Source organism: Mucilaginibacter sp. RCC_168, from assembly GCF_041355315.1.
Lineage (GTDB): Bacteria > Bacteroidota > Bacteroidia > Sphingobacteriales > Sphingobacteriaceae > Mucilaginibacter.
In genome coordinates this window covers 1-18,815 of record NZ_JBFUPN010000035.1, presented here as the reverse complement: position 1 = coordinate 18,815, position 18,815 = coordinate 1, and the positions used below count along the sequence as shown (strand labels likewise).

The 18,815-nt window shown below is 41.2% G+C and carries 13 protein-coding genes and 1 tRNA gene; 12 read left to right on the top strand and 2 right to left on the bottom strand.

Going from position 1 to position 18,815, the window contains the following annotated elements; translation table 11 throughout:
- Positions 1 to 519: a GNAT family N-acetyltransferase gene (locus AB6735_RS25870; RefSeq protein ID WP_370999092.1), complete on the bottom strand. Its 519-nt coding sequence runs from the start codon at positions 517 to 519 to the stop codon at positions 1 to 3.
- A gap of 89 nt (positions 520 to 608) precedes the next feature.
- On the opposite strand from AB6735_RS25870, the gene AB6735_RS25865 reads away from it, so the two are divergent.
- Positions 609 to 2,972, top strand: a complete 2,364-nt coding sequence (locus AB6735_RS25865; protein ID WP_370999091.1) for a prolyl oligopeptidase family serine peptidase — start codon at positions 609 to 611, stop codon at positions 2,970 to 2,972.
- Between the two features lies 1 nt (position 2,973).
- On the opposite strand, the gene AB6735_RS25860 is transcribed toward AB6735_RS25865, so the two are convergent.
- Positions 2,974 to 3,303: a DUF2185 domain-containing protein gene (locus tag AB6735_RS25860; protein WP_370999090.1), complete on the bottom strand. Its 330-nt coding sequence runs from the start codon at positions 3,301 to 3,303 to the stop codon at positions 2,974 to 2,976.
- Between the two features lie 121 nt (positions 3,304 to 3,424).
- Here AB6735_RS25860 and AB6735_RS25855 point away from each other — a divergent pair, with 121 nt between their 5' ends.
- The 11 genes from AB6735_RS25855 to AB6735_RS25805 form a co-directional block, all read left to right on the top strand.
- The gene (locus AB6735_RS25855; RefSeq protein WP_370999089.1) at positions 3,425 to 3,856 is read left to right on the top strand and encodes a hypothetical protein; all 432 of its coding nucleotides are present in this window, start codon (positions 3,425 to 3,427) and stop codon (positions 3,854 to 3,856) included.
- A gap of 133 nt (positions 3,857 to 3,989) precedes the next feature.
- Positions 3,990 to 4,454 (top strand): ribosome assembly cofactor RimP, encoded by a 465-nt coding sequence (gene rimP, locus AB6735_RS25850; RefSeq protein ID WP_370999088.1) that lies wholly within the window; start codon positions 3,990 to 3,992, stop codon positions 4,452 to 4,454.
- 3 nt (positions 4,455 to 4,457) lie between these two features.
- Positions 4,458 to 5,693 carry a transcription termination factor NusA gene (gene nusA, locus AB6735_RS25845; RefSeq protein WP_370999087.1) on the top strand — a complete coding sequence of 412 codons (1,236 nt, stop codon included), beginning with the start codon at positions 4,458 to 4,460 and terminating at the stop codon, positions 5,691 to 5,693.
- A 59-nt stretch (positions 5,694 to 5,752) separates the two neighbouring features.
- Positions 5,753 to 8,779 (top strand): translation initiation factor IF-2, encoded by a 3,027-nt coding sequence (infB, locus tag AB6735_RS25840; protein ID WP_370999086.1) that lies wholly within the window; start codon positions 5,753 to 5,755, stop codon positions 8,777 to 8,779.
- Between the two features lie 311 nt (positions 8,780 to 9,090).
- Positions 9,091 to 9,840, top strand: coding sequence for a hypothetical protein (locus tag AB6735_RS25835; protein ID WP_370999085.1), 750 nt, complete (start codon positions 9,091 to 9,093; stop codon positions 9,838 to 9,840).
- A 91-nt stretch (positions 9,841 to 9,931) separates the two neighbouring features.
- On the top strand, positions 9,932 to 12,727 hold the full coding sequence (locus AB6735_RS25830) for a carboxypeptidase-like regulatory domain-containing protein (RefSeq protein ID WP_370999084.1): 2,796 nt from the start codon (positions 9,932 to 9,934) through the stop codon (positions 12,725 to 12,727).
- Between the two features lie 92 nt (positions 12,728 to 12,819).
- Positions 12,820 to 13,989 carry a DUF4249 domain-containing protein gene (locus AB6735_RS25825; RefSeq protein WP_370999083.1) on the top strand — a complete coding sequence of 390 codons (1,170 nt, stop codon included), beginning with the start codon at positions 12,820 to 12,822 and terminating at the stop codon, positions 13,987 to 13,989.
- Positions 13,990 to 14,039: 50 nt separating this feature from the next.
- Complete coding sequence (locus AB6735_RS25820) at positions 14,040 to 16,430, top strand: hypothetical protein (protein ID WP_370999082.1); 2,391 nt, start codon at positions 14,040 to 14,042, stop codon at positions 16,428 to 16,430.
- A 210-nt stretch (positions 16,431 to 16,640) separates the two neighbouring features.
- Positions 16,641 to 16,714, top strand: a tRNA-Asp gene (locus AB6735_RS25815).
- 261 nt (positions 16,715 to 16,975) lie between these two features.
- On the top strand, positions 16,976 to 18,226 hold the full coding sequence (locus AB6735_RS25810) for a site-specific integrase (RefSeq protein WP_370999081.1): 1,251 nt from the start codon (positions 16,976 to 16,978) through the stop codon (positions 18,224 to 18,226).
- On the top strand, positions 18,223 to 18,815 hold a 593-nt coding region (locus tag AB6735_RS25805), incomplete at its 3' end, for a DUF1016 N-terminal domain-containing protein (RefSeq protein ID WP_370999080.1). The genes AB6735_RS25810 and AB6735_RS25805, both read left to right, overlap by 4 nt.

Sequence of the window (18,815 nt, the reverse complement as noted above, 5' to 3'; positions counted from 1 at the left end):
TTATTCGGATTTCAAAATGGCGTATAGATGCTTATCCATCACTTCCCCTTTTTTGATCAGCGCATTGCGCATAATACCCTCTTTAATATAGCCTGCCTTTTCCAGTACCCGCATAGATGCGGTATTTTTGCTGAACACACCGGCCTGCACACGGATGATACCTAAATTTTCAAAGGCATAACGGGTAAGCAACTGTACCGCTTCGGTGATAATGCCGCGGCCCCAGTAAGGTTCGGCCAGCCAATAACCTATTTCGGCTTCATTATGGTTGGCATCAACCTTTAAATCCAAGGCAATACCGCCGCAAACCTGGCCGTCAATAGCTATCGCGAAATTGGTTAGCAGCTCTTGTTTCTTCATAAAGGCCACCCAGGTAAAGGCATCATTCAGCGTGTATGGGTACGGAAAGCGATCCAATAAAAAAGCAGATACATTTGGGTTGTCCGCATGTTTTTGCAATGATGCCTCATCGCCATCAAACCATCCCCTTAAAATAAACGCTGAACCCCGAATTTCCATTTTGTAACAATAAAATGCCTAAAATTAACAATGATAACCGAAACTGTTAAATTGCAGACATTTTAAGGCGTTTTGCCATATTGATTTACATGAAAAGACTGATCACTTTACTACTTATAGTTAATACCGCCGCCACGTTCGCTCAGAAACTGGATACCCTAACCATCGAAAAGATCATGCGCGACCCAAAATGGATAGGCGTATCGCCATCCAATATCCGCTGGAGCGACGACAGTAAAAAGATCTATTTTAAATGGAACCCCGGTCATGATGATGCGGATGCCCTGTATGCCATCACTATCGGTAACACAAATCCGCAAAAAGTAAGTATAGCGGAGCAGCGCGGTTTAACGACTGATGGCGAGTGGAATAAAAGCCGTATGCAAAAGGTTTTTGAAAAAAACGGCGATCTGTTTCTGGCTGATATTAAAAGTGGTAAGGTTATTCAACTAACCAATACCGAGCAGCGAGAGGATGACCCCATTTTCAGCGGTGATGAACATGAGATCATATTTAAACAAAACAATAATCTTTTTGCCCTGAAACTTAACGGTGGGCAGTTAAAACAGTTGACCAACTTTGTACGCTCCCCCGAAAAGAAGAAAGATGCCGAAAAGCTGAACGATCAGCAGGCATGGCTCAAAAAGCAACAGTTGGAACTTTTTGATATCATCAAAAAAGAGGCGAAAGAAGATAAATTGGATTCAATCCAAACCGCAGCCCTGGAACCTCAGCAATTAAAAGAACTGGTTACCGGCGGCGATCGTGTGGGCTTGGTAAAAATAAGTCCTGATGGTAAATACATCACCTATCGGTTAACCAAAGCTGCCGATGGCGTAAAAAATGCAATCGTTCCTAATTATGTCACAGCTTCGGGCTTTACAGAGGATATCCCAAACCGCTCTAAGGTTGGCAGGCCATCATCTACCTCAAAAATGCTGGTGTTTGATACCCGTCGCCAGTCCTTTTACCCGGTGCTTACCCAGGATATCCCCGGCATTAAAGATCTGCCCGATTATCTGAAGGATTATCCAACTGAACTGGCAGAGCGTAAAAAAGCGAATGCAGACAGACAGGTAGATATAGAAGGTCCATTCTGGAGTGTGGATGGTAAAAATGCTGTTGTGGTGGCCAGCGCGCAGGATAATAAGGACAGATGGATTATGCGCCTCGACCCGGTAACAGGGAAGCTAAGCCTGCTTGACCGTCAGCATGATGAAGCCTGGATCGGTGGGCCGGGTATTGAAACCGGCGCCGCAGGTAATGTTGGTTTTACCGACAATACTCACTTTTATTTCCAGAGCGAGGCCAGCGGCTATTCGCATATTTACCTGGTTGATGTGTTAAGCGGCGCGAAAAAGCAGCTGACCAGCGGTAAATGGGAGGTACAAACCCTGCAATTATCAAACGATAAAAAAACATTTTACTTTACTGCGAATATAGAACATCCGGGTATTACCCATTTTTACAGCATGCCCGTAAGCGGCGGCAATCCGGTTAAAATAACCGGATTGAAAGGCGGTAATGAGGTAACTCTCTCGCCCGACGAAAAATGGCTGGCTATCCGTTATTCCTACTCCAACAAACCCTGGGAACTGTATCTACAACCCAACAAACCGGGGGCAAAGGCAATACAGGTAACACATTCGGTTTCGGCCGAATTTAATTCGTATCCATGGCGCGATCCGGAGATCATCACCTTTAAAAACCGGTATGGCAATGATGTTTACGCACGCCAGTATCTGCCCAAAAAAGCCGATCCGGCTAAACCCGCAGTTTTATTTGTACATGGCGCCGGTTATTTGCAAGAAGTAACTTATTCCTGGAGCTATTACTTCCGCGAGTTTATGTTCAATAATATGCTGGCTGATAATGGCTATACGGTACTGGATATTGATTATACCGCCAGTGCAGGTTATGGCCGTGATTGGCGCACAGGCATCTATCGCCACATGGGTGGTAAGGATCTGACTGATCAGGTTGACGGGGTAAAATACCTGGTTGAAAAATTTGGTGTTAACCCTAAACATGTGGGTTTGTACGGCGGTTCCTACGGTGGCTTTATAACCCTGATGGGTATGTTTACCGAGCCTGATGTTTTTGCAGCCGGTGGAGCTATCAGATCGGTGACCGATTGGGCGCATTATAACCATGGGTACACCTCCAATATTTTAAATGAGCCCTTTACCGATGAGCAGGCTTATCGTAAAAGTTCGCCTATTTATTTTGCCAATGGCTTAAAAGGCAACCTGCTAATGCTGCATGGTATGATAGACCAGAATGTGAATTACCAGGATATCATCCGTCTTACCCAAAAATTGATTGAGCTGCATAAGGAGAACTGGGAACTGGCATCATACCCGGTAGAAGATCATGGCTTTGAACAAGCCAGCAGTTGGACGGATGAGTACAAGCGCATATTTAAACTATTTGAACAAACGCTAAAAAAGTGACTTAAGGTAAAAGGATCCGGAATTCATCGGTTCCTTCTACTCTTTCCAACTCAGTTCCATAAGGAAGGTTTAGATATGGAATAATAGCTTTATCATAATTTGCGATGGTATTTACGTTGTAGATCATTGTATTGTCCGGATCATCGACATAACCCTGGTCTTCGGTGCCCGAAAAAAAGCGCCAACCGCTATCTTTCTCAAAGTCTGATTTTTCTCGGTACATGTATATCACTTTAAGACCATCAACAGTGATCTTGTCGGTGGCCATACATCCGCCTATTGGAGGGATAAGATTTAAAATCTGATCGGCCCTGAGTTTAAAATTCTTCATGTGTTGTCGTCATAAGTGAGATGATTGACCTATGTTTTTCGCATTTGTGATAGTTTAATTAAAAGGTTTGCTGTAGGATAGCTTCTCCCAATTTCTGTTTAATTTTACAAATTATCAAATCATGTCAAAAAACATTTCCATAAATAAATTATCGATATTGCTCGTTTTTTCCTGCATAAGTTGTAGCAATACGTCCAAGTCGCCCGTAATTCATATCGATAAGATTGATCAGGAACGTTCTATCAAAATAAGTGGTTTAGATGTGGCCGTTATCCAGGACATCGCCCGTGATTCTGCGAGAGCGAACTGGCAGGGCTTGATGCCTGTATATAAAATGCCGGGCGATACGGATATGAAAAATTATCAGCCTATGCAGCCCGGTACATACCATATAGCCGATGGCGCCGTTATTTTTACACCGGATACCCCCTTTGTAAGCCATCGAACCTATTTTGTAAGGTATTATAAATTGGATAGCGATAATCAACTGACAGATTTTATCAGAGGACGCAACCGGCCGGGTAGTTTACACTACATTGATTTAACATTTTAAGTAATAAACCGCCGTGAATTGCTTGAAAATCAAATAATATTATGTATATTTGCACCTAATTAATAAAAGAGGGGGCGATTTGTCCCCTCTTTTATTTTATCAATCAAATTATCAATCATAATACCGGAGGGTAATGAATATTGAAAAAAGAGTAAGAGAGCTGGTTGAAGAGAAGATAGCCGATAAGCCAAATTTGTTTATAGTGGACATCAAAATGCACTCAAACGGAAAGCTGATTGTGCTGGTAGATGGTGATAACGGCCTGGGGATTGATGATTGTGTGCAGATAAGCAGGCACGTTGGCTTCCACCTGGAAGAAGAGAATGTGATAGAAACCGCATACAACCTGGAAGTATCATCGCCGGGGATTGATTTCCCGCTATCGTCAACCAGGCAATACGCCAAAAACATAGGGCGTAACTTAGGCATCAAAATGGCCGACGGGAGCAAAAGAGAAGGCAAGCTGACGGCCATAACAGAAGATGCCGTTATCATTGAAGAAAAAGTAAAAGAAAAAGGGAAAAAAGCCGAAACTGTTGAAAGCGTGATCCCTATTGATAAAATAACAGAGACAAAAGTTTTAATATCATTCAAGTAGAAAATGAGCAATATTAATTTAATTGATTCTTTTCAGGAATTTAAAGATTTCAAGAACATTGACCGCCCAACCATGATGAGCGTTCTGGAAGACGTTTTCAGAAGCATGATCAGGAAAAAGTATGGCACCGATGAAAATTGCGACGTAATTGTAAACACGGACAACGGTGACTTGGAGATCTGGCGCACCCGTAAGGTGATGGAAGATGGCTTTAGTGAGGATGATGACCTGGAAATAGAATTAGCCGAAGCACAATTGATTGATGCTGACCTGGAAGTAGGGGATGATTACATTGAGCAGATCACGTTGGAAAGCTTTGGCCGCCGTGCTATTTTGGCCGCCCGCCAAACACTGGTTTCAAAAATTCTGGAACTGGAAAAAGACGAGATCTTTAAAAAATATAAAGACCGTGTTGGCGAAATTGTTACCGGCGAGGTTTACCAGGTTTGGAAAAAAGAAACCCTGGTACTTGACGATGAAGGCAATGAGTTACTGCTGCCAAAAACCGAGCAAATTCCGGCGGACTACTTTAAAAAGGGCGACAGCGTAAAAGCGGTTGTGCATAAGGTAGACATGCTGAACAGTAACCCTAAGATCATCATTTCACGTACAGCTCCTGAGTTTTTACAGCGTTTGTTTGAGTTGGAAGTACCAGAGATATTCGATGGACTGATCACGATCAAGAAAATTGTACGTGAACCAGGCGAAAGAGCTAAGGTAGCTGTTGAGTCATATGATGATCGTATTGATCCGGTAGGCGCCTGCGTGGGTATGAAAGGATCACGTATACACGGTATCGTTCGCGAATTAAAAAATGAGAATATTGACGTGATCAATTTCACCAATAATGTTCAATTATATATTCAGCGTGCCTTATCACCAGCTAAAATAACTTCTATTAAGCTGGATGATGATAAAAAAACTGCGGCGGTATATTTAAAGCCCGATCAGGTATCACTGGCTATTGGCCGTGGCGGTCATAATATTAAACTTGCTGGTAAGTTAACCGGCTATGAAATAGATGTTTACCGCGAAGCAGATGAGCATGACGAGGATGTGGACATCGAAGAGTTTTCAGATGAAATTGACAGCTGGATCATCGATGAGTTTAAACGTATAGGTTTAGACACCGCGAAATCGGTACTTGCTTTAACAGTAGGCGAATTGGTAAAACGTACGGATCTGGAAGAAGAAACTGTAAAAGAAGTGTTATCAATATTGAGTGCTGAGTTTGAATAAGCATAGAAACCAAAATTAAAATCGTATTTTTGCGATAATAAGCAGAGAAATTATAATAAATGTCAGAAGACAAATCAATAAAATTAATTAAAGCAGTAAAAGAACTCAACATTGGTATGGGTACCATTGTCGATTTTTTGGCTACAAAAGGCTATAAGGTTGAAAAACAACCTATGGCGAAGCTGGATAGCGACATGTACTCCGCATTGTTGAAGGAGTTTGCTGTTGACAAAAGTATTAAGGAGGAAGCCAAGCAGATCAGTATCGGAAAGATCAGAAAAGAAGAGCCTGCTGGGTTTCCGGAAAAGCCGGTTGAGAATCGCCGTTCACGGGATTTTGAGAACGAAGAGATCCTGATCAAGAACGCGGGCAACTATACTTCGCCGCAGGCAGAAAAACCAAAGCCGGTTGAACCTGCCGCTGACAAGTCTGACGAACGTAATGATGTTTTGCCGGGCGTTAAAGTAGTAGGTAAAATTGACCTTAATAATCTGAACGCAAAACCGCAGCCAGCGGCCGAAAAACCTGCAGAGGTAGCAAAACCTGTAGAGGTTGCTAAACAACCGGAAGTTGTGGCTCCTGCGCCCAAGCCGGAACCAAAGGCCGAAGCCCCGGTAGAAAAAGCTCCTGAAGCTCCAAAAACAGAGGAGCCAAAGCAACAGCCTGTTGTTGAAACTCCAAAAGCGGAGGTTCCGAAAGCTCCGGTAACACCACCGGCTATTCCAGCTGTGCAAGCACCGGTTACCGAGGCAACTGCCGATGAAAGCCAGGAACCTGATGTGATCAGGGCAAAAGCCGAAAGACTTACAGGGCCAAATGTGATCGGTAAAATACAATTACCGGTTAACACGCCAAAACGTAATCCGGTGGCATCATCATCAAATGCCAACAGTGCCGATCATAAACGTAAAAGAAAACGTAAGGATAACCAGGGTAACCCGCAACATGGCGGTGGACAACACGGTGGCAATCACCAGCAGCCACAGCAAGGCCAAGGGCATAACAACCCACCTGCTGCAGGCGGAACCATTAATCCAAATCGTCCTGATTTCAGGAACCGTGGTAACGGTGCTCCCGGAAACGGTGGGCCAAGCCAGGGTGGCGGTAATCGTCCTGATTTCAGGAACAGCCGTAACAATCCGCCTCAAAATAGCGGTCCAAAAGAAGAACCATCTGAAAAAGATATACAAGACCAGATCAAGGCTACACTGGCCCGTTTAAGCGGGGCTGGTAAGTCGGGTAAATTTGCACAGAGAGCTAAATTCCGTCGTCAGAAACGTGACGATGTGGCCTCAAGTGCAGAAGAGCTGGCATTGGAGCAGGAATTACAATCCAAAGTATTAAAGGTTACCGAGTTTGTAACAGCAAATGAGCTGGCTTTAATGATGGATGTTTCTGTAACACAGATCATATCTACCTGTATGAGCCTTGGCTTGTTTGTGTCTATTAACCAACGGCTTGATGCCGAAACCCTAAGCATTGTTGCCGATGAGTTTGGTTACCAGATAGAGTTTGTAAAACCACAGGATGAGGAAGCCAATCTGGAACAGGAGGATGATCCTGCTGATCTGGTACCGCGTGCGCCGATAGTGACCATCATGGGCCACGTTGACCACGGTAAGACATCCCTGCTCGACTTTATACGTAAAACAAATGTAATAGGCGGCGAAGCTGGTGGTATTACCCAGCACATTGGTGCTTATGAGGTAACCCTGCCAGGCGATAAAGGGAAAATAACATTCCTGGATACTCCGGGTCACGAGGCGTTTACCGCCATGCGTGCAAGGGGTGCACAGGTAACGGATATTGTAATTATAGTAATTGCCGCAGACGATAGCGTGATGCCGCAAACCCGCGAGGCTATAAACCACGCGCAGGCAGCAGGAGCGCCTATCATTTTCGCTTTCAACAAAATTGATAAGCCAGGCGCTAATGCCGATAAGGTACGTGAACAACTTTCGGCCATGAACATTTTGGTTGAGGAGTGGGGCGGTAAATACCAAACCCAGGAAATATCAGCTAAAACAGGTTTAAATGTTGAGCTGCTTTTAGAAAAAGTATTGCTTGAGGCCGAATTGCTTGAACTGAAAGCCAACCCGAATAAACGTGCCGTAGGTACTGTTATTGAAGCAGCCCTTGATAAAGGCCGTGGTATTGTTACCACCATTCTGGTACAAGCTGGTCGCTTAAAAGTGGGCGATCCGATACTGGCAGGTTGTTACAGCGGTCGTGTTAAAGCATTAACCAACGAGCGTGGCCAAAGGGTTGAATCTGCAGGGCCATCAACACCGGTACAGGTGTTGGGTATGCAGGGTGCGCCTACAGCCGGTGATAAGTTTAACGTATTGGAAAGTGAAGTTGAAGCCCGTGAAATTGCTAATAAGCGCTTGCAACTGCAACGTGAGCAAGGTTTACGTACGCAGAAACACATCACCCTTGATGAGATCGGCCGTCGTTTGGCAGTTGGTAACTTTAAGGAGCTTAACATTATTGTTAAAGGTGACGTGGATGGATCAATCGAAGCGTTATCCGATTCATTACTGAAACTATCAACCGAACAGATACAGGTTAATATCATATCTAAAGCAGTTGGTCAGATCTCTGAATCTGATGTATTGCTGGCTTCCGCGTCTGACGCGATCATTATCGGTTTCCAGGTTCGTCCGTCAGGAAGTGCCCGCAAACTGGCTGAAGCTGAGCAGATCGATATCAGGTTGTACTCTATCATCTACGATGCGATCAATGAGATCAAAGCTGCGATGGAAGGTATGCTTGCACCAACATTTGAAGAGAAGATCGTGGCCAATGTGGAAATACGTGAAACCTTTAAGATCAGCAAAGTAGGTACTATAGCAGGTTGTATGGTATTAGATGGTAAAATTAACCGTAACAGCAAGATCCGTATCATACGCGATGGTGTAGTAATTTACACAGGTGAATTGGCTTCGTTAAAACGCTTTAAAGATGATGTTAAGGAAGTAAACGCCGGTTATGAGTGCGGTTTGAATATCCAAAACTTTAATAACATTGAAGTAGGCGACATCGTTGAAGCTTATGAAAATGTAGAAGTGAAACGTAAGCTGTAATAACAGTTTTCATATATTAAAAATAAAAGGGCCCTTATAAAGGGCCCTTTTATTTTTAAGTGTGTTTTAGTAGAGCAGATAGTATTCTACATAGTGTTGATTGGTCACTATACATGCAAATGTTCTAATTTGGGGATAAAAGCTGTTCTCCGCAGCGCTCAAGAGCATGTTAGCCAAGCAGCATGTATAAGATAAACAGATATATTTATTGTAACATGATTAATACAATAAGTAGGTAGATTTGATTATTCCTCATAACCTTTTGATTTTTAAATAAAAGAAATGTAAATTCCATTTTTATATAACCTTAAATGATAAAAAAACATTTCCTAAGTCTTGTTATAGTCATTTTCATTCTTCTTGCCGAACAAGTTCGTGCTCAGACCGCAACTGCTGATAATACCGGTGAGGACCAGATCAGTATCACCCGACTGGCCGATGCTTACAATAGCGCTATAGGGCAGCAATCCCGTTTATATAACGGACCCGAATACGAACTATATAATCCAGCTATAAAAGGGACCGCGTATTTTCAGGATATCAATAAATTTACTCCAGGTACAGTTACCTATGATGGCTTATTTTTTAAGGATGTGCCGATGATGTACGATCTGAATAAAGACGTTGTAGTAGTGCTCTTATATAATAAATTTTCCATGTATACCCTACTAAATGAGCGGGTTGAGCGTTTTGACCTGCTCAATCATCATTTTGTAAACACCTTATCAGACTCATTACATACCAATAACGGTATCGACCCTGGTTTTTATGATGAGTTATACCATGGTCATGTTGTTGTGCTGGCCAAGTATTCAAAATCAATCCAAACAAACTCTGGTTCAAATGCTATCGAAACCTATTTTTCACAACGTAAAAGTTTTTACCTGAAGAAAGGGAACAATTATTATAGTATTAGCGGGCAGGGAGCCTTACTTGATATTTTAAAAGATAAAAAGAAAGAGCTACAACAATACATTAAAACCAAGAAGATTAAATATAGGAAGGCCCCGGAAGAAGCTATGGTTGCTATAGCCGGCCGGTATGATGAGTTATCCAGGTAGGATGTCTTAAACTTAAGCGGCAAAAATAGTACCCTGGTGATAATGGCGTCATATAATATTTTACCGGTACGGGTAAAAAATAAAATTATAGATGAAAAAAATTTACTTTCTGAGTTTCTGTTTCCTGGTACTTGTTAAGTTGTGTTTTGCTCAGCAAAATACAGCAGTATCAATAAGTGTAAACTTTCATCAGGCTACCATCGGCCAATTTGTTACGGAACTGGAAGCGAAAACCGGATATCACTTTTACTATAATCCCATCCAATTCGATAGTTTAAAAATTTCTGTTGAGGTAAATAATAAGCCCATTGAAACGGTGCTGGATCTGGCTTTTAAGAATACCGATTTTCATTATGCTATTACCTCCCAACACCAGATATTTCTTACCCGCGGGCGCGAGATACAAATCAGATTGCCTGCTGGGTTTTTCGAAAATAAGCCAGGAACAACACCGTCAATAACCAATCAGTCTAAAAGTGTTTCTACTAATGCTGCAGTTGCCGATTTTACTGATGAAAAAGAAAAAAAAGTTCCTGAAGCCACCACAGAAAACAAATTGTATGAAATAGGAATTAAAACAAACACTATTCAACCGGGTAAAGCCACACTATCTGGCTATGTACGTGATGGCAAATCGGGCGAATCGGTGGTAGGCGCCAGTATTTATGTTACCAATACAAAAACGGGTGTAGCCACAGATCAGTTTGGATACTTTACTATTGTGTTGCCAAAAGGGAGGCAAATTTTAAGTGTAAGAGGTATTGGCATGCGTGATACCCGCCGCCAGATAATATTATACTCTGACGGTAAACTGATCATTGAAATGCAGGAGCAGGTGACCAGCTTAAAGGAGGTGAAAATATCTGCCGAAAAGGTGGCCAATGTTCGTAATGTACAATTAGGGGTAAACCGGTTGGATATAAAAAGCATCAAACAGGTACCAACCGTATTTGGCGAAGCTGATGTATTAAGGGTGGTATTAACGTTACCCGGCGTGCAGTCGGTAGGTGAGGCTACAACCGGGTTTAATGTTCGCGGGGGCTCTGCCGATCAGAACCTGATATTGCTTAACGATGCCACCATTTATAACCCGGCACACTTTTTTGGATTCTTCTCTGCATTTAACCCCGACATTGTTAAAGATATTGAACTATACAAAAGCAGTATTCCTGAAAAATTTGGCGGTCGTTTGTCGTCGGTATTGGATATAACAGATCGGGAAGGCAACAAAAAGAAGTTCACAGGCTCGGCGGGTATTGGTTTAATAACCAGCAGGCTCAATGTGGAAGGGCCGATTATTAAGGATAAAACCTCATTTATATTTGGTGGGCGCATTACTTATTCCGATTGGTTGCTCAAACTGTTGCCCGAAGAATATAAACATAGCCAGGCTTCATTCTACGATCTTAATCTGGATATAAGTCACCAGATAGATGATAAAAACAATCTTTACTTAACCAGTTACCTGAGCCACGACCAGTTTAAGCTCAACAGCGACACAGCTTATAGTTACAGCAACAGAAATATCAACATTAAGTGGAAACATAATTTTAATGATAAGCTATTTAGCCTGATAACAACCGGCATCGACAGGTATCAATATAATATTGCAAGTTTTGATAATCCGGTAAATGCCTACAAACTTAATTTTGATATCAATCAAACTAATCTTAAAGCCGATTTTACTTATTACCTCAATCGGAAAAATACGGTTGACTTTGGAGTAAGTACTATTTATTATAAGTTACACCCTGGTAATTTTCAGCCTAATGATGTAAAATCATTAGTAGCGCCAGATGTTGTTCCGGCGCAACAGGCTTTAGAAAGCGCTGCCTATCTTGGTGATAAATATGATATTACAGATGATCTTTCATTAAGCGCGGGTATCAGGTATTCGCTCTACAATTACCTGGGACCACAAACAGTTTATAACTATGCGCCCAATTTGCCAAAAACAAGTTCAAATTTTTTAGATAGTACCACCTATTCCAAAAATAAAGTGATCAAAACCTATTCGGGACCAGAGTTCAGGCTTTCGGCGCGTTACAATTTGGGAGATAATACTTCTGTAAAGGCTGGATATAATACCTTGAGGCAATATATACACCTGCTTTCAAATACTACAGCAATAGCTCCAACGGATGTATGGCAGTTGAGCGATCCTAATATTAAACCACAATATGGCGATCAGGTATCATTAGGCTTGTATCGTAATTTTAAAGAAAATACCATTGAAACCTCGGTTGAGGTTTATTATAAACGATTAAGGGACTACCTGGATTACAGAAGTGGTGCCAATCTGGTGCTCAACCATCACATTGAAAATGATGTACTGGGTACCCAGGGTAAAGCTTATGGTATTGAATTTTTGATCAAAAAAACTACAGGTAAAGCCAATGGATGGATAAGCTATACCTATTCCCGTACGTTTTTGAGGCAGGATAATATCAACGAAGGTGAATTAATTAACGGAGGAGCTTATTATCCGGCTAACTTTGATAAGCCGCATGATTTTAATTTTATTGGCAATTACCGGTTTTCGCACCGGTTTAGCGTGTCGTTAAATGTAACTTATAGTACGGGAAGGCCAATCACGCTGCCAATAGCCAAATATGAATACGGCGGTTCTGAAAGGGTGCTTTATTCTGACAGGAATACTTATCGTATACCAGACTATTTCAGATCAGATTTTTCGATGAATATTGAAGGTAATCATAAAATACATCAACGAACACATAATTCGTTCACTTTAGGGGTTTATAATCTTACAGGAAGGCAAAATGCTTATTCCGCATATTTTACCCAGCAAGCAGGGATAATTAGCGGGTTTAAACTATCCATATTTGCCAAACCAATACCATTTATTAATTATAACATCAGGTTTTAGCAATATAAGGGTTCCGATATCAATATGAATTATGCATATAAAGTTTTGCAAAAATCGAACAAAAACCTATGGGTAGTAAAATGAAAAGCAACATGAGCAAAAGTAAATACATATGGTACTTATTTGTGGTAATAGGGGTTGCAATAAGCTGTAAGAAGCCATATAACCCAGCCATTGTTAGTAGCGATAACCATTACCTGGTTGTGGAAGGGGTGATCAATAGTGGCAATGACTCTACTATAATTAACCTAAGCAGAACGGTAAAGTTGTCAGAAGATGTAAGTACCCAGATAGTAACTAATTACACGGTGGTTATTGAGGGAGAGCAAGGCGGCAATTACGCTTTACAATCCGAAGGGAACGGCCGATATGATATTGGCCCAATGCATCTTGATGCTTCAAAGAAGTATCGCTTGCATATCACAACACCCGAAGGTAAGCAGTACGTGTCAGATTATGTGGAAGTAAAGCAAACACCACCTATAGACAGTATTGGTTTTACTCCTAAAAATAACTACCTGCAGATATATGCAAATACGCACGACGCAACTAACAATACCCGCTACTATAGGTGGGATTATTCGGAGGCTTGGCGCTTCCATACTAAATTTCAATCTAGCTTTATTGTTGATGGTGGTGCGGTAAGAGGCAGACGTGCAGATGAATCAATATATTATTGCTATGCGAGTGACAAATCCAGCAATATAGTGTTAGGCTCATCAGAAAAACTTACCCAGGATGTAATATTTCAGACACCGATTAATACTATTGCCAGTAATTCCGAAAAATTGGAATTGAGATATTCCATTTTACTTAAACAATATGCACTAACTAAGGATGGCTACCAGTTTTGGGAAAATATGAAGAAAAATACCGAACAACTGGGAAGTATATTTGATGCCCAGCCTACTCAACTACAAGGAAATATTCACAATATGAGTGACCCTACAGAACCTGTTATTGGATATGTAAGTGTTACAAATGTGCAATCAAAAAGAATATATATCAATAAAGGGCAATTACCAAATGACTGGATAGAAAAATATCCTTATGACTGTGGTATGGCCGATTCGGCCTTCTTTTCTCATCCGAAAACAGGATCCAATGATGTACTATATTACATTATTCAGGGCGGGGGAATAGCCGTAGATGCAATATATGGCCCTTTTGGCATCCTTGGATACACCTATTCATCCTCCGGGTGCACAGATTGTACCATACGAGGCAAGGTAAAAAAGCCTTCGTTTTGGATAGATAATTAACAGATAAATATATTGCTATATAAAAGTAGAACTAAATACCTGTACCGGTTATGAAAAAAATTAAGGCGATTGCTAAAACTATAGCTTTATTGATTGGAGGATTATTGCAATTGCACACGAATTGCTCGGCACAGGTATTAGATCAAATTAAAAATAGCTTTAATCAGTATGAGCAGGAATCTGTACAGGAAAAAATATTTGTTCATACCGATAAGAGTGCTTATTTGCCTGGTGAGATCATCTGGTTTAAGATTTATAATGTTGATGCCAGCCTCCATAAGCCCATCAACCTAAGTAAAGTTGTGTATATTGATGTGCTTGATCATGAGCAAAATGCCGTACTACAAGCAAAAATTGCCATGAAAAATGGTGCTGGGAGTGGTTCTTTGTATATTCCGGTGTCGTTAAACAGCGGCAATTATAAATTAAGAGGCTACACTAACTGGATGAAAAACTTCAGTGCTGATTATTATTTTGATAAAACCATTCTTATCGTAAATCCACTAAAAACACCAGAGGCGGTAAGTCGGCAGGCACAGGCAGGCTATGATGTTCAGTTTTTTCCGGAAGGAGGAAATTTGATCAGCGGTATTACCAGTAAAATAGCTTTTAAGGTAACAACGCCTAATGGTACAGGGCTCGACGCTTATAAGGGTTTTATTGTTGATGGATATAATGACACAGTAGCCCGGTTTGAGCCGTTGAAATTTGGTATGGGGAGCTTTATATTTACCCCGGGGGCCAACGCTTCTTACAAGGCCGTTATTAAGCCAACCTCAGGAGATGTGATCACAAAAGAGTTACCAACTATCAATAGCCAGGGTTATACCATGCAGTTGAAAGATAATGGAGGATCGCAATTGGAGGTCATTGTAAATGGTGCCGGCATTGGTAGCGGAGAAGTATATCTTTTTGCACATACCAGGCAAATAGTTAAAATAGCTCAAAGTGCCAGTCTTAATTCAGGGACTGCCAGTTTTATAATTGATAAAATAAAACTTGGTGAAGGCGTATCGCACATCACCATCTTTAACAACGCTAAGCAGGCTGTTTGTGAGCGACTTTATTTTAAACGTCCTAAACAAGAATTGCTGATTGATGCATCTTCGGATCAACCGCAATATGGCATACGTAAAAAGGTTAATATAAATATTTCGGCTAAAAACCCCGCAGGTGATCCTTTGTCAGCCAATTTATCCTTGTCGGTCTTCCGGGTGGATACCTTGGAGCACGTAGATAGGGATGATATTATGAGTTACCTATGGCTGAAATCCGATCTGCACGGAAATATCGAATCGCCATCTTACTACTTTAAAAATGTTAATACAGAAACGGATACAGCACTTGATAACTTGATGCTTACACAGGGTTGGAGGAGGTTTCGGTGGAGCAATGTGCTGAGCGATAAACCCGTAACACTCAACTTTTTGCCTGAGTATAATGATCATTTGATTACCGCAAAAGTAGTAAATACAGTTACCGGCCATCCCGCAGAGAACGTATTGGTATACTTAAGCGTTCCTGGAAAAAGAGTTCAGTTGTATACCTCAAAAAGTGATTCATTAGGGCGTTTGGTATTTAATACCAAACAACTGTTTGGCTCCGGCGAGATCATCGCTCAAACAAACTCCGAGCGGGATACAACCTACCGCATAGATGTTTTGAGCCCCTTTTCCGAACAGTATGCGAAGTATAACCTGCCAGGTCTAAATCTGACACCTGGTATACAAAAAACACTGGAAGAACATAGCCTGGCCATGCAGGCACAAAATATATATGCAGGTAATAAAATAAAACAGTTTTATGACCCGGGGGTTGATAGCTCTGGTTTTTTTGGGAAGCCGTATAAAACGTATCTTTTAGATAATTATACCCGTTTTACAACAATGGAAGAGGTTTTACGCGAATATATAAGAGAAGTGAATGTTGTACAGTCGCATAAAAGATATCATATAAAAGTATTAAATGATCGGGGCTTTTTAGATGGCGATCCCCTTGTTATGCTTGATGATGTACCGGTGTTTAATATCGATAAGGTAATAGCTATCGACCCATTGAAAGTGAAAAAACTGGAAGTAATAAGAGAAAGATATTATTATGGACCGTCGGTGCAGGAGGGTATATTAAGTTATACAACCTATAAAGGCGATTTGGGTGGAGCCGAAATGGACCCACATGCGGTAGTGCTTGATTATGAAGGTTTGCAGTTACAGCGGGAATTTTATTCACCTGTTTATGATACGGATGAGGCAATTAAAAGCCGGGTCCCCGATTTTCGCAATCTTTTATTTTGGCAGCCAAATGTTAGTATTAACACAGCTGGCAAAAACCAATTGGCGTTTTATACTTCAGATCAAACCGGGAAATTTATAGGATTAATACAAGGGGTGACCCCAAATGGGGATGCTGGCAGCAGGTATTTTACCTTTGAAGTAAAATAAATTAAAAAATATTTAAAGAGGACCGGAGCAAAAATATCGAAGGTGTTATGGCTGGTTTTGTTTGATAGTGAGTTGGTTATAAAGAGGGGGGATTGTATCTGACTATACTAAATAAGCCATATAAGGAATACTGTATCCACAATAAATAAGTTTTTTTTCAAAACCATTTGCGTAATACAAAAAGCTGCGTATATTTGCAGACCCAAAAACGGAGTGGTAGTTCAGCTGGTTAGAATACATGCCTGTCACGCATGGGGTCGCGGGTTCGAGTCCCGTCCATTCCGCTAAAAAGGTATCAAAACCGTTTATAACCGCTTAAATCATTGATTTAAGCGGTTTTTTTATGTCAATCCCGCTCATTTCATACCACCATTTATGACTCATTCGGTGACCTATTCGGTGACCTGTTTTGATTTGCTAATTTGGTCACCGAATTAGCTTGTAATAAGTTGATTTTAAAGTACTTGTATTGATTTTTTTGAGCTTAAAACAGCTCATATGAACTCAAAATTAATGCGATTAAGTAACTTAAAAATTAATGTGTTATGAAAACAACCCAAAGGTTCTCAGTTCTTATCTGGGCTGACAAACGAAAAACAGATGCAGCAGGCCTGGTGCCGCTCTATGCAAGAATCACTTATTTAGGAAAACGTGCGGAAATTTCGCTTAAAAGAAAAGTGCATCTTGCAAAATGGGATGCCCAAACCGGCTTTCTCAAAGGGACAAGTCCTGAAGTCAGGAGGATCAATGCCGATATTAATGATGCCCTCGATGAAATCGACAAAGCTTTTAAATTCTTAAAACGGACAGACGAATTTATTACCGCTGAAAAAATCAAGTTGCAGTATTCGGGTGAGGAGCCGGACAGAAAAATGCTGCTCGAAGTTTTCGACCAGCATAATGCAGACCTTGCGAAACTGGTAGGGAAAGACTTTGTAAAAGCAACGCTGACAAAGTACAATACAGTCAGAAGCCGTGTTTCAGGATTTATAAAACATAGATTTCAAAAAGAAGATGTGTATCTCGACCAGATAGACTTTGCCTTTGTCTCAGGCTTTGAAATGTATCTGAAGACAGAATGCGAAATTGAGCATAACACTGCCATGCGCTACATCAAAAACCTGAAAAAGATCATTAACCTGGCAGTAAATAACAAATGGTTAATTCACAACCCGTTTAATGCCTTCAAATGTACTTACAGGAAAGTTAATCGGGAGGTACTCGAATGGGAGGAAATTGAATTATTGGCTTCACATGAATTTAAAGTGAAGCGGCTGGACGAGGTAAGAGATACTTTTCTTTTCTGCTGTTTTACAGGGTATGCTTTTGTTGATGTAGAAAAGTTAACACCACAAAACGTCGTAAGCGGTAAGGATGAAGTCTTATGGATAAAGACCACTCGCACAAAAACTGAGATCGAAGCGAATGTCCCCCTTATTCCCCAAGCGATTGAGATCCTAAATAAGTATGAAGGCCATTCATGCCGAGATGTAGAAAACAGGTTGTTGCCTGTTAAGAGCAATCAAAAGATGAATGCCTATTTGAAAGAAATAGCAGACCTTGCTGGCATCGACAAGAACCTTACCACTCACATTGCGAGACACACTTTTGCAACGACGGTAACACTTGATAACGATGTGCCGCTGGAATCTGTCAGCAAAATGCTGGGGCATACCAAACTTACCACAACTCAGATCTATGCGAAAACTAAAGACAGGAAGGTAAACCGTGATATGACCGCGTTAACGAACCGGCTCAAAGAACAAAAAACAATAGCGGAAGGAGAATTGGTATGAACTTAAATGAATCAATTATAACCGATATTCAATCGATAATTAATAATTCAAGGGATCAAGCCGTCCGCGCCGTTGATCAAGAAAGAGTGCTGATGTATTGGCAGATCGGAAAAAGAATTTTTGAAGAGGAACAGGGTGGTGAAGAACGAGCCGAATATGGCTCCCAGCTTCTGAAATTCCTATCAGAAAAGCTTCAGCCAAAATTTGGTACAGGTTTTTCAGCAAGAAACTTGGCTTGGTTCAGGCAATTTTATAAGAGCTTCCCAATTGTGTCCGCACTGCGGACACAATTGAGTTGGTCTCATTACAAGTCTTTACTGAGTTTAAATAGCGACGATAAAGTATCGTTTTACCGAGAAGAAACGATTAAAAACAATTGGACGGCAAGGCAGATGGACAGGCAGATTAGCAGCAATCTCTATGAACGGTTATTGCTTAGTACAGATAAAGATAGTGTTCTGTCAGTAGCAAGAAATGAGAAGCCGCCAACAAGTGCAAAAGATATCATTAAAGTGGGTATACCGCTGAAATTGACCATGTATTCCGGGGCAATGTTGCAATGTGTTCCGCCGATATTTGACCAGGGCGT

Bases quoted from the DNA above. Each gene is read 5' to 3' on its own strand.
- AB6735_RS25870 (WP_370999092.1), bottom strand. From the start codon at position 519: ATGGAAATTCGGGGTTCAGCGTTTATTTTAAGGGGATGGTTTGATGGC.
- AB6735_RS25865 (WP_370999091.1), top strand. From the start codon at position 609: ATGAAAAGACTGATCACTTTACTACTTATAGTTAATACCGCCGCCACG.
- AB6735_RS25860 (WP_370999090.1), bottom strand. From the start codon at position 3,303: ATGAAGAATTTTAAACTCAGGGCCGATCAGATTTTAAATCTTATCCCT.
- AB6735_RS25855 (WP_370999089.1), top strand. From the start codon at position 3,425: ATGTCAAAAAACATTTCCATAAATAAATTATCGATATTGCTCGTTTTT.
- rimP (WP_370999088.1), top strand. From the start codon at position 3,990: ATGAATATTGAAAAAAGAGTAAGAGAGCTGGTTGAAGAGAAGATAGCC.
- nusA (WP_370999087.1), top strand. From the start codon at position 4,458: ATGAGCAATATTAATTTAATTGATTCTTTTCAGGAATTTAAAGATTTC.
- infB (WP_370999086.1), top strand. From the start codon at position 5,753: ATGTCAGAAGACAAATCAATAAAATTAATTAAAGCAGTAAAAGAACTC.
- AB6735_RS25835 (WP_370999085.1), top strand. From the start codon at position 9,091: ATGATAAAAAAACATTTCCTAAGTCTTGTTATAGTCATTTTCATTCTT.
- AB6735_RS25830 (WP_370999084.1), top strand. From the start codon at position 9,932: ATGAAAAAAATTTACTTTCTGAGTTTCTGTTTCCTGGTACTTGTTAAG.
- AB6735_RS25825 (WP_370999083.1), top strand. From the start codon at position 12,820: ATGAGCAAAAGTAAATACATATGGTACTTATTTGTGGTAATAGGGGTT.
- AB6735_RS25820 (WP_370999082.1), top strand. From the start codon at position 14,040: ATGAAAAAAATTAAGGCGATTGCTAAAACTATAGCTTTATTGATTGGA.
- AB6735_RS25810 (WP_370999081.1), top strand. From the start codon at position 16,976: ATGAAAACAACCCAAAGGTTCTCAGTTCTTATCTGGGCTGACAAACGA.